Raw genomic sequence first — 11,868 nt, forward strand, 5'->3', positions numbered from 1 at the left:
ATGAGATTTGAGGGGGGGGGCAGACGTGTGTACGCAGCAATCGGTGCTACTTCAGATTGCCGCTCAAGAACTGCTGCAAACGCTCGCTTTTCGGATTGTTGAGTACTTCGTCCGGGTGGCCGGACTCTTCGATCTGGCCCTGGTGCAGGAACACCACCTGGCTCGCCACCTTGCGTGCGAAACCCATTTCGTGGGTCACCAGAATCATCGTCCGGCCTTCTTCAGCCAGGCCTTGAATGACTTTCAGCACCTCACCGACCAGCTCCGGGTCCAGCGCGGAGGTAGGTTCGTCGAAGAGCATGATTTCCGGCTCCATCGCCAGCGCACGGGCAATGGCCACGCGCTGCTGCTGACCACCGGAAAGAAACGCGGGGTACTGATCGGCAACACGCTCCGGCAGACCGACCTTTTCCAGGTATTTGCGCGCGCGCGCCTCGGCTTCGGCCTTGGGCACGCCCAGGACCCGGCGCGGCGCCATGGTGATGTTTTCCAGCACGGTCATGTGCGCCCACAGGTTGAAGTGCTGAAACACCATCGCCAGCCGCGTGCGGATACGCTGCAGCTCATCGGGGTCGGCAACGCGCATGCCGTCCTTGTCGCTGACCATGCGCACTTGCTTGCCATCCAGGCTCATCGCCCCGTCACTGGGTTGTTCGAGAAAATTGATACAGCGCAAAAAGGTGCTCTTGCCGGAGCCGCTGGCCCCGATCAGGCAGATGACGTCACCGCTGCTGGCCTTGAGCGATACGCCTTTGAGCACGTGATTGTCGCCATAGCTTTTGTGCAGGCCATCGATGGTCAGTTTTTGCATGACAGGTCCTCAAGGAGAAAGTAGATAGCCGCTGCGATAGGCCTGGGTGCCGGCGATGTGCGCAATGACCATGCCGGCAGTCGCCATGCGGCGCAGCGAACGCGCATACAGCAGGCCTGCGTTGAGGGCATGGATGCAGGTCATGGTGTCGCTGATCGGGTCGATGACTTCGGCAATCAGCTGGCCGGCCTCGACGTGTTCGCCTGGCATCGCACAGAACACCAGCAGGCCGCCGACCGGCGTAGCCACCGGTTCGACCGCTGCCAGTGGCGTAGCGGGGTAGAGCAGTTCGGGCAGCGGCTGCAGATCGCCGTCGATGATGCCGGCGTCGATCAGGTAATGGATGATCGCCTGACAGTCGCGGCTGGCCAACGCATGGTTCACATCGCCTTGTCCGCGCAGCTCCAGGGTCACTGAAAAGCTGCCCATGGGAATCGGAAAACGCTCGCCAAAGCGTTGCTGCAGTTGCCACCAGACCAGCGTAAAGCACTCATCGAACGACTGCCCGCCTGAGTCGGTTGCCAGCAGGCTGGCTTGCGCGCCCAGGTAGCGTGATAGCGGTTCGACTTTTGGCCAGGCCTCGGGCGTGGTGTACAGGTGCTCGACCGACTCGAAATCACAATGCAGGTCCAGCACGATGTCGGCGTCGCAGGCCAGGCGCTGCAGGGTCAGGCGCAGCGATTGCAACTGGGTGGTCGCCGACAAGGCATTCAGCGCCGCCAGCAGGCTGTCCCTGACCAGTGCGCGGTTGTGCTCTGCGTCGGCAGTCAGTCGGGCTGCAATGTCATCACCGACCTGAGTGCCGAGATCGCTGAACCAGCGATTGAAATTCTGGCCGCTTTCCAGCTCGTAGCGGCCCAGCGGGGTGTCCATCAGCACCTGTTCCAGACCGATCGGGTTGGCGACGGGCACCACAACGATTTCGCCCAGCAGGCGCCCGGCATTTTCCAGTTCAGCCAGACGCTGCTTCAGGTACCAGGCCACCAGCATTCCCGGCAGCTCATCGGCATGCAGCGACGCCTGGACATAGACTTTGCCGGTGCCGTTTTGCGGACCGTAATGGAAGCTGTGGATCTGCCGGCCAGTGCCGGGCACTGGCGACAGCAAGTCATGGGTGTGGTGGCGCATGTTCAGTCCTGATTAATGGGCCGGGCCGAGAAAGGCCAGCCAGCGGCGTTCGGCAAGGCGGAACAGCCCGACCAGAATGAACGTCACGGTCAGGTACATGACGGCGGCGATACCGAAGGACTGGAAGGTCATGAAAGTGGCAGAGTTGGCGTCCCGCGCTACTTTCAGGATGTCCGGCACCGTGGCGGTAAAGGCCACGGTGGTCGAGTGCAGCATCAGGATCACTTCGTTGCTGTAATACGGCAGCGAACGGCGCAGCACCGACGGCATGATCACGTAAGCGTAAAGCTTCCAGCCGGTCAGGCCGTAGGCCTTGGCCGCTTCGACTTCGCCGTGGGCCATGCTGCGGATCGCCCCGGCAAAGATCTCCGTGGTGTAGGCGCAGGTGTTCAGAGTGAAGGCCAGGATCGTGCAGTTCATCGCATCGCGAAAGAACGCATCAAGCATCGGCTGTTCACGCACCGCAGCAATGCTGTAAATGCCGGTGTAGCAGATCAGCAACTGTATATAGAGGGGCGTGCCGCGAAACAGGTAGGTGTAGAACTGCACCGGCCAGCGCACCCAGCGGTTTTTCGACACCCGCGCAATCGACAGCGGGACCGACACGCAGAAGCCGATGGCGATGGAGGCGCTGAGCAGCCACATGGTCATCGCCAGGCCGGTGACGTTGACGCCATCTGTATAAAGGAAGGGCTTCCAGTATTCCTGCAGCAATTCGATCATCGCTGTGCCTCCCGGCTGCCTGCGGCGTAATACCGCTCAGCCCAACGCAGGGCGAAGTTCGAGGCGCTGGTGATCAGCAGGTAGATCAATGCCGCCAGCACCAGAAAGTAGAACAGCTGATAGGTGCTCTTGCCCGCGTCCTGTGACGCCTTGACCAGATCGGCCAGGCCGATGATCGACACCAGCGCAGTCGCCTTGAGCAGCACCTGCCAGTTGTTGCCGATGCCCGGCAGCGCATAACGCATCATCTGCGGGAATACGACGTAACGAAAGCGCTGGCCGCGTTTCAGTCCATAGGCTGTCGCTGCTTCCACCTGACCGCGAGGCACGGACAGAATCGCGCCGCGAAACGTCTCGGTGAAATACGCACCATAGATGAAGCCCAGGGTGATGACGCCTGCGCCGAACGGGTTGATCTCGATGTATTCCCATTCCATCGCGTCGGTCAGCATGGTGAGCCAGGTTTGCAGGCTGTAGAAAATCAGCAGCATCAACACCAGGTCCGGAACACCACGGATCAGTGTCGTGTAAATTTGCGCCGGCACGCGCAGCAGCGCGGAGCTCGACAGTTTGGCGCTGGCCCCGATCAGTCCGAGCAGAATGCTCAGAGCAAGCGACAGCACAGCCAGTTTGACGGTCATCCAGGTGCCTTCCAGCAACAGCGGGCCAAAGCCCTTCAGGCTGAATGCCGAGAGTCCCAGGTTTTGCATGAGTGCATCGAGCATGGATAGGCCTTGTTACCAACAAAAACGCCCACCGATCGGGCGACGAATCATCGCCGAAATCGATGGGCGTCGGGGTGTTATTTACCGCTATAGAGATTCAGGTCGCCAAAGTGTTTTTTCTGGATTTCAGCGTAGGTGCCGTCGTCGTGCATCGCCTTGATGCCTTTATCCAGCAGCGCTTTTAGTTCCTTGTTGCCCTTGGCAATGCCGATGGCGGTTTTGGCTGGCAGCAGTTCGCTGTCGACAGGCTTGCTGACTTCGTAGTCGGCACCGGCTGGCGATTTGAGGAAGCCCAGTTCGGCCTGGAGCATGTCCTGGATAGAAGCGTCCAGACGGCCCGAAGTCAGGTCGGCGTAAACCTGGTCCTGGTTGGCATAGGCCTTGGTGGATACACCAGCCTTGTCCAGTACGGCCTTGGCGTAGGCTTCCTGGATGGTGCCTTGCTCATAGCCCACGGTCTTGCCTTTCAGGCTGGCCGGGTCGGCGGTCAGGCCTGCACCTTTCTTGAACACCAGCGAGGTCGGGCCGGAGAACAGTTCGTTGGAGAAGTCGATGACTTTTTCGCGAGCCGGGGTCACGGTCATCGAGGAAATGACGCCGTCGAATTTGCGTGCCTTGAGGCCAGGGATCATGCCGTCGAAGTCGCTTTCGACCCATTTGCAGGTGACTTTCAGCTCTTTGCAGATCGCGTTGCCCAGATCGATATCGAAACCGACCAGGCTGCCGTCGGCCGCTTTGGACTCGAACGGTGCGTAAGATGGATCGACGCCGAAGCGCAGTTCCTTGTATTCCTTGGCCATGGTGTTACCGGCGGCGATGCACAGAGCCAGTGCAGAAAGAGTCAGCCATGCTTTTTTCATTGTTCAGTCCTTAAAACCTTAAATGGGGCGTTGGGAATACGCGAAGCGTGCTACCGGCAAGTGCCAGACAGGCATTGGTTAGCAATTTCCGAACCAGAGGAACGAACGTGCGTTTGAAATATAAGGGGTTGTCGCTATTTCATATAAACGGCTGGCAATAGGCCGCCCATGCGCGCTTACAGGGCTGGTGTTCATCGCCCGGTCCGACACAAGATGCTTTTTCAGGTAAGAAAGAGCGGAAGATTGGTAACGAATCGGGAAGTTTCCTGCGTTGAGACGGGATGATTCGTTCGTCGGTGTTTCAAAAAGGTGCACGGTATTTGTCGTGCGCCTTTTTGGTGCTCTAGTTCAGCAGGTCCTGCAGCGTCGCCAGACTGTCGGCTTCGGCGACCGGCTTGTCCTGCCGCCAGCGCAGCATGCGCGGAAAACGCACCGCGATGCCGCTCTTGTGGCGCTTCGACAGCGCGATACCTTCAAAGCCGAGCTCGAATACCAGCGTCGGGGTGACGCTGCTGACCGGCCCGAATTTCTCCACCGTCGTCTTGCGAACGATGGCGTCGACCTTGCGCATTTCTTCATCGGTCAGCCCCGAGTAGGCCTTGGCGAACGGCACCAGGGTGCGTTCACTGGCGTCGGGCGGGCCGTCCCACACTGCAAAGGTGTAGTCGCTGTACAGGCTGGCGCGTCGTCCGTGACCGCGTTGCGCGTAAATCAGCACGGCGTCGACACTGAACGGATCGATTTTCCATTTCCACCACACCCCCATGTCCTTGGTGCGACCGACCCCATACAACGAGTCGCGAGCCTTGAGCATCATGCCCTCGACGCCCAGGCTGCGAGAGGCCTCGCGCTGGGTGGCCAGATCGAGCCAATCCTTCCCGCTGAGCACCGGGGAGGGCATCAGCACCTCGCTCTGGCAGGTTTCGATCAGCGCTTCCAGTTGCGCACGGCGCTCATGTTGCGGGCGACTGCGCCAGTCATCGCCTTGCCACTCCAGCAGGTCATAGGCGAGCACCACGACCGGAACGTCGGCAAGAATCTTTTTGCCGAGCGTCTTTCGGCCTATGCGCTGTTGCAGCAGGGCGAACGGTTGAACCGAGGGCGCAGCCGCAGGCGAATCGCTGTTCAAGGCAAACTCCGCATCGGCATCGGGGTTCGCATCGGGGGCTTTCCAGACCACGATTTCGCCATCGATCACCGTGCCGTCCGGCAGGCACTGCACCAGGCTGTGCAACTCTGGAAAACGGTCGGTCACCAGCTCCTCGCCGCGCGACCAGATCCACAAGCGTCCGTCACGCTTGACCAGTTGCGCGCGAATACCGTCCCACTTCCATTCCACCTGCCAGTTCTGCGCCGGACCAAGCAACTCCTCGAACTGATCGGCGGGCTGTTGCAGGGAGTGGGCGAGAAAAAACGGGTAGGGCTGGCCGCCGCGTTGGGCGTGCTCATCTTCGGATTCAGGCGCGATCAGCTTCAAATAGCGTTCGGCGCTGGGCCGGTGCGACAGGTCGGTGTAGCCCACCAGTCGTTGTGCGACACGCTTGCTGTCGATGTCTGCCAGCGCTGCCAGCGCACGGGTGACCAGCAGCTTGGACACGCCGACGCGGAAGCTGCCGGTGATCAGCTTGATACAGACCATCAGGCTGCTGCGGTCCAGCTGCGACCAGAACAGCGGCAACCGCTCGGCGAGTTCTTCAGGCGGCAGGCCGCGCAATGGCAACAGCTTGTCTTCCATCCAGGTGGCCAGGCCTTCGTCATTACTGTGGTCGGCCTGGGGCAGTAACAGCGACAGGGTTTCCGCCAGGTCGCCGACCGCCTGATAGCTTTCTTCGAACAGCCATTCCGGCAGATTTGCCAGGGTCATTGCCTGCTCGCGCAGCACACGAGTAGGCACCAGTTGCCGTGGACGTCCGCCTGACAGAAAGTACACCGCCCAGGCGGCGTCCTCTGCAGCCGCCTTTTCGAAGTAGTCGCGCATGGCGGCAAGTTTGGCGTTGCTTGACGTAGTCGCGTCCAGTTGTGCGTAGAGTTCAGCGAAAGCTTTCATGACTGAGCCTCACCCGTGCCTGCCGCCTCGGGTTCGCTGGTTGCCGGGTTGCTGTCTTCTTCATCGCCGTATTCGGTGCTGAAGCCTTGCGCATCCAGGCCCAGTTCACGCAGGTAGCGCACCAGTATGCCGACCGAACCGTGGGTCACCATGACGCGTTCGGCGCCGGTCTGTTCGACAGCCCATAACAGGCCCGGCCAATCGGCGTGATCGGACAGCACAAAACCACGATCCACACCGCGCCGGCGTCGTGTACCGCGCAGCATCATCCAGCCGCTGGCAAACGCATCGCTGTATTCCCCAAAGCGCTTCATCCAGCTGCTGCCGCCTGCCGAAGGCGGGGCGAGAATCAACGCCTGGCGCAGTGCGGGATCGGTCTTTTTGAAATCGCCGGCGTATTGGGTTTCGGGGATGTAGATGCCGCCCTCGCGATACACACGGTTCAGCGGTTCAACGGCGCCGTGGACCAGAATCGGCCCGATCTGCGCGTCGATGCCATGCAGAATGCGCTGGGCCTTGCCGAACGAATAGGCGAACAACACGCTGGCCTTGCCCTGGGCTGCATTGGCACGCCACCACTGGTTGATGCCTTCGAAGATCTGCGCCTGCGGTGCCCAGCGATAGATCGGCAGGCCGAAGGTCGATTCGGTGATAAAGGTATGACAGCGCACCGGTTCGAAGGCCGCACACGTGCCGTCCGGCTCGACTTTGTAATCGCCGGAAGCAACCCAGACCTCGCCTTGGTACTCCAGTCGCACTTGCGCCGACCCCAACACATGCCCGGCCGGATGCAGGCTCAGTTTCACGCCGTGATGGGTGATGGTTTCGCCGTATTCCAGGGTCTGCAGATTAATGTCCTGCCCGAGGCGCGAACGCAGAATGCCCTCGCCACTGGCCGCCGACAGGTAATGCTCGTTGCCGGTACGGGCGTGGTCGCCATGCGCGTGAGTGATGACTGCCCGTTCGACAGGACGCCATGGATCGATGTAGAAATCACCGGGTGGGCAGTACAAACCTTCGGGGCGTGCAACGACAAGATCCATGGGGCAACCGTATGGATGGGCTTGTTAGCTATGAGCCGGTAAGGATCTGGAAGTTCGGGGAGTTTGCGTGAGGGCTGCGGAGCGTGAGGTGCGATAAATGTCCAAAAGAACACTATCGTGCATAAAAGCGCTTTTTTGTCGCGATGGCACAGACGACGCCGAGTGCGACGTAAGTGACAGGGCGAAGGAACCCGACGAAGTCGGGCCGGAAACCGGAGCGAAAGGCGTTGGTTACTTTGGCCTCATCAAAGTAACTCGCCGAGGGGCGAAAAGGTGACTTGAGTCGAGCCTAAATCCACCTGACACCACAGAACCGCTGTGTGACGCGGAACGTCACGAAAGGCATTACCACGCTGGAGCGTGGGAACGATAGGTGTCCTGGAGAACACCCTCGTGCCCATGCTCCCTTTCGGCACTTACTTGCCCGGCGTCAGCGTCAGGCGCTGTTTGCCGTAGCCCTTTTCGTAGTTTTGTTGTTGCACCGGAATCGACTGGTACTGGCCTTTCTGCCACGGCTCGATGCTGTTGGCGTAATACGGGCTGGCCGGGTTGCCGGATTGGCCGGTACTGATCAGGCCGGTCATCGGTTCGACCAGGCTGAAGTCGACAATCATGCGCAGACCGGGTGCCATGCGGGCGTCGAAGCCCTTGCCCCACTCGAAGCCGGACACGTTCAGCGTCGTGTGATCACCCCCCGCCGGTGTGGCGCCACGGTTGAACTCGCCGCCACCCAATTGTTTGGCCAGCGGGCTGATCGAGGCCCAGTTGTCGCGGTGCAGTTTGCCCCATTGCCAGGCCTTGTGATCGCTGCCCAACAGGCTGTCGCCGCTGGTGATGGCGGCCGCCAGACTGCGCGCAAGGATGGCCGGTTTATCTTCCTTCTGCGCGGTTTTGACGTCATCCCAAAACGGACTGTCATCGCGACCCAGCAAGTGGTCGGCCTGTGGCGAGTAGGATGAACTGGCGTTGGCCACCAGTGCCTGCCAGGCAGGGCTGGTTTCCGGGCCCAACTCATCTAGGAAAATCTGCTTGGCGCTTTCCTGCAGAAACAGCTCGTACAGCGCCGCATCAGCCGAAGTCGCACTGAGCTTGCCATCGAACGCCATCAGGCGCGTGAGCGCTTCGCGGGCCTTGTTGCGCTCAGCTTCGGGCAGAGCATCAATGGCCTGCTTGAGCGGCTTGCTCATGCCCGGCGCCTGGAACATGGTCTTGAGCTTGGCGGCGAACGTCGTGGTCTGGTCGTATTGCATGGCGATGGTGCTGCGCAGGTCCTGCTTGCCGCCGTTGGCGAGTTCGGCAATCCGCTCGGCGCGCTCCGGGTAGCCCCACGAGTTGGAGAGCTGCATGCCGTAGCCTTTCGGAATCGTGCGCTGGTTGGCCGCTGCAAGCCAGCCCTGGCGCGGGTCCTGATCATAGGGGTGGAGCATCGAGTCGGCGAAGCCGTCCCAATCGTACTTGCCATCCCAACCCGGCGAAGGCAGCAGGCCCTGGCCTTCACGGCGGTTCGGGAAGCGGCCGGTGACCTGCCAGCCAATGTTCGAGGCGTCGGCAAAGATCATGTTCAGGGTGATCGCCCGAATCTCGCGGCTGGTATCGAAGGCTTTCTCGACGTTAGGCGCACGGGACAGGTCGAAGAACGCATCCAGGCTCTTGTCGTCCTTGAAGTTCGGAACCTGCAGCGCCAGGCTCAAACCGTTGCCGGGCGGGGTTGCAGAGGCGTTGAGCAGCGCGCCGTGGCGGGTTTCGTACACGGTTTCACGCAGCGGGCTGCCGCCCTTGACCAGAAAGGTTTCCTGATGAGCCGCCGCTGGCAGCCATTTGCCGTCAGCCATATAGGAGACACGGTTGCCTTCGCGCTTGATCTTCTCCAGAAACAGGTCCTGGTTGTCGCCCTTGACGTTGCTCATACTCCACGCCAGTTTGCCGTTGAAACCGCTGAGCACCAGCGGCATACCGGCGATGGTGACACCGGACACCTGATATTTCGGTGCGCGGATCTGCACGAAGCTCCAGGCAGAATTGAGCCCGGCAGGCAGCTGCATGTCACTGGCCAGCAGGCTCTTGCCGTTTCGGCTGCGTTGTGGCGCGATGGCCCAGTTGCTGGAGGCCGCGACGCCGAGCATGTTCAGGTCCGAGAGCTGCAGGGCGATCCTGTTCAGATCGCTCAGGCCGGTGACCTGATTGTTCAGGTTCAGGCCCTTGAGCTTGTCGGCTTCGGCAAATGGCAATTCTTCGTCAGGGTAGGTCGGCAGTAGCCAGGCGAGCTTGTCCGCGCTGACTTTCTGCGCCAGAACCAGCGCCGACAGCTCTTCCTGCAGGTTGACCGACAGGCTGAAGTTGAGCAGGCTGAAGATCAGCGCCGAGTCTTCCGGCTTCCAGTATTCCGGCTTATAGCCCGAACTGGCGATATCGGCAGGCAGCTTGTCGCGATAACGGAACAGGTAGGCGTTCACGCCGCGCGCATAGACATCGAAGAAGCGTTTCAAGCGTGGCGATGCGGCGTTGTACAGGTCGCTGGCATTCTGCTTGAGGTTGACCGAGCGCATCAGGCGGTCGACGTCCAGCGCATCGGCGCCGGCCATTTCCGACAAACGGCCCTGCGCCAGCAGGCGCATGCCGAGCATCTGACCGATTCGATCACCGGCATGGACGTAGCCGAGCGTGAACAGCGCATCGTGGTAGCTGCTGCTTTCTATCAGCGGCATACCCATCGTGTTGCGGCGCACCGAAACGTTCTGCGCCAGCCCTTTGAGCGGGAACGTCCCGGAAACAGGCAGCACGGTCTCGGGATCGCCGCCGCCCAACTGGCAGCCGGCAAGGCTCAGGAAGCTCGCCGCAGCGGCGGCAGCGCCGAATCGGGGTAGAAAATGACGAAGGGCTGGCGAGGCCATGGGCAAGCTCCTGGAGGGGTAACGTACAAAAGCCGCTACGTTAGAGAGCAGGCAAGCCGCACGCAAGCGGCACGGACTAGTTTATTTCAGGATTTTGCAGAGGCTGACCAGACGCCTTTAGTTCGCAACGCTCTGCGCTACATGGCAGCCAGTGGCTACATGCCTTAGGTCCCTAACTGAAGGCAGGCAGCACACTCAAATGAAAACGGCCTGCAATGCAGGCCGTCGTCAGAATGCTCCGCGCCTTACGCGCCGTGGCATTTCTTGAATTTCTTGTCGCTGCCGCATGGGCAGGGATCGTTACGACCGACATCCTTGAGGGTATTGCGCACTGGCTCCTGATGGGCGTGACCGCAGTTCGGACCGTGTACATGGCCGTGCTGGTGGTCGTGGTGATCGTGATCATGGTCGCAATCGGGGCCATGCACATGGGCTTGCTGGTTCATCGGTTTTACTCCGCAATTAAAACTGGCGCGCATTATCCCGCAAATCATGGCAAAGCAGTATCGCCATATCAGGATTCGCATAGCATCGATTTTTAAGTATGCTTAGTTTTAGTCGAGCGTTTTTCAGCGTTCTTTATTCCATGTGCAGAGCCGACTCCATGACCCGACAGGAACGCATCGCCAGGGCAATCGCCGCCAGTGGCCTGAAGAAAGGTGAGATTGCCGCCCTTTGCGGCGTGGCCAACTCTGCCGTCACCCAGTGGATCAGCGGAGAAAGCAAGAGCCTGAGGCCGGAAAACCTTTACGCACTGGCTCGTGCCACGGGCTTTCGTGCCGAGTGGCTGGCGATTGGCGAGGGGCCGGAAAAGGCGCCTGCCTTCGACGCCAACGTTGCGCTGATCGATCAGCCGAAAATGTCCTTCCGTTATCCGGTGATCAGCTGGGTCTCGGCAGGCTCGTGGGAAGAGGCGGTTCAGCCTTACCCCGACGGTTTTTCCGACCGCTATGAAATCTCCGACTACGACTCCAAGGGGCCGGCGTTCTGGCTGGAGGTCAAGGGCGATTCGATGACCGCACCCACCGGCGTCAGCGTGCCGGAAGGGATGCTGATTCTGGTGGACACGGAGGCCGACGTGCAGCCTGGCAGGCTGGTCATCGCCAAGCTGCCCGCCAGCAACGAGGCGACGTTCAAGAAGTTGGTCGAGGATGGTGGCACACGCTACCTGAAGCCCTTGAACCCGGCGTACAAAATGATCGAGTGCGGTGCCGACTGTCGCATTATCGGCGTGGCCGTGAGGATGACCGGCAGGCTGTAAGCCCTGCGTGGCAGGGCGTGCGGGCATTTTTGTCCAAGATGCTCGGCAGGACACGTCCTACGAAATGCTTGCGAGGTTCATGCAGCTGGAATACTGTATTTATATACAGTTATGCCTCGGAGGCTATCATGGCTGGCAGTAATAATGGATCGACAGGCAGGTCTTCCTACGAACAGATCGGCAAGCGCATTCAACGGCTGGTCTCCGCGCCGAATGTTCAAAAGACCCAGTGGGTCATCGTCGTCCGTCGTGATGATGAGCCCTTGGACAGCTGGAACGTGGTGCTGCAGGAAATCGAAGAGACCGAAGGCATCGAGATTGACCGTCAGCCAGACGGTTCGATAAGGATCGGCTGGCAGCGCTACATCGATAATTGACC

At 60.4% G+C, this 11,868-nt stretch carries 11 protein-coding genes; 2 read left to right on the forward strand and 9 right to left on the reverse strand.

The window, feature by feature from the left end:
- Positions 1–46: 46 nt before the first annotated feature.
- The 9 genes from AO388_RS15280 to AO388_RS27565 all read right to left on the reverse strand — a co-directional run bounded on the left by AO388_RS15280 (position 47) and on the right by AO388_RS27565 (position 10,674).
- Entirely contained in the window at positions 47–811 is a 765-nt protein-coding gene (locus AO388_RS15280; RefSeq protein WP_003431202.1) for an ABC transporter ATP-binding protein, read from the reverse strand.
- A gap of 9 nt (positions 812–820) precedes the next feature.
- Positions 821–1,939, reverse strand: a complete 1,119-nt coding sequence (locus AO388_RS15285; protein ID WP_058416680.1) for a succinylglutamate desuccinylase/aspartoacylase family protein — start codon at positions 1,937–1,939, stop codon at positions 821–823.
- 12 nt (positions 1,940–1,951) lie between these two features.
- On the reverse strand, positions 1,952–2,662 hold the full coding sequence (locus tag AO388_RS15290; protein WP_058416681.1) for an ABC transporter permease: 711 nt from the start codon (positions 2,660–2,662) through the stop codon (positions 1,952–1,954).
- Positions 2,659–3,387 carry an ABC transporter permease gene (locus AO388_RS15295; RefSeq protein WP_003363567.1) on the reverse strand — a complete coding sequence of 243 codons (729 nt, stop codon included), beginning with the start codon at positions 3,385–3,387 and terminating at the stop codon, positions 2,659–2,661. Before AO388_RS15295 ends, AO388_RS15290 begins: the two co-directional genes overlap by 4 nt.
- Before the next feature lie 77 nt (positions 3,388–3,464).
- Positions 3,465–4,247, reverse strand: coding sequence for a transporter substrate-binding domain-containing protein (locus AO388_RS15300; protein ID WP_003363566.1), 783 nt, complete (start codon positions 4,245–4,247; stop codon positions 3,465–3,467).
- A 343-nt stretch (positions 4,248–4,590) separates the two neighbouring features.
- The gene (locus tag AO388_RS15305; RefSeq protein WP_003363563.1) at positions 4,591–6,294 is read right to left on the reverse strand and encodes an ATP-dependent DNA ligase; all 1,704 of its coding nucleotides are present in this window, start codon (positions 6,292–6,294) and stop codon (positions 4,591–4,593) included.
- Positions 6,291–7,337, reverse strand: a complete 1,047-nt coding sequence (locus AO388_RS15310) for a ligase-associated DNA damage response exonuclease (protein ID WP_010436866.1) — start codon at positions 7,335–7,337, stop codon at positions 6,291–6,293. Before AO388_RS15310 ends, AO388_RS15305 begins: the two co-directional genes overlap by 4 nt.
- A gap of 416 nt (positions 7,338–7,753) precedes the next feature.
- Entirely contained in the window at positions 7,754–10,228 is a 2,475-nt protein-coding gene (locus AO388_RS15315; protein WP_058416682.1) for a penicillin acylase family protein, read from the reverse strand.
- A 245-nt stretch (positions 10,229–10,473) separates the two neighbouring features.
- Complete coding sequence (locus AO388_RS27565) at positions 10,474–10,674, reverse strand: SEC-C metal-binding domain-containing protein (RefSeq protein WP_003431196.1); 201 nt, start codon at positions 10,672–10,674, stop codon at positions 10,474–10,476.
- A 158-nt stretch (positions 10,675–10,832) separates the two neighbouring features.
- On the opposite strand from AO388_RS27565, the gene AO388_RS15325 reads away from it, so the two are divergent.
- Together AO388_RS15325 and AO388_RS15330 are read left to right on the forward strand one after the other, a co-directional pair.
- Positions 10,833–11,489, forward strand: a complete 657-nt coding sequence (locus tag AO388_RS15325; RefSeq protein WP_003431195.1) for a LexA family protein — start codon at positions 10,833–10,835, stop codon at positions 11,487–11,489.
- A gap of 128 nt (positions 11,490–11,617) precedes the next feature.
- Positions 11,618–11,866, forward strand: coding sequence for a DUF1654 domain-containing protein (locus AO388_RS15330; RefSeq protein ID WP_003363552.1), 249 nt, complete (start codon positions 11,618–11,620; stop codon positions 11,864–11,866).
- Positions 11,867–11,868: the final 2 nt, after the last annotated feature.

The organism is Pseudomonas sp. ICMP 10191 (assembly GCF_001467335.1).
GTDB lineage: Bacteria > Pseudomonadota > Gammaproteobacteria > Pseudomonadales > Pseudomonadaceae > Aquipseudomonas > Aquipseudomonas cerasi.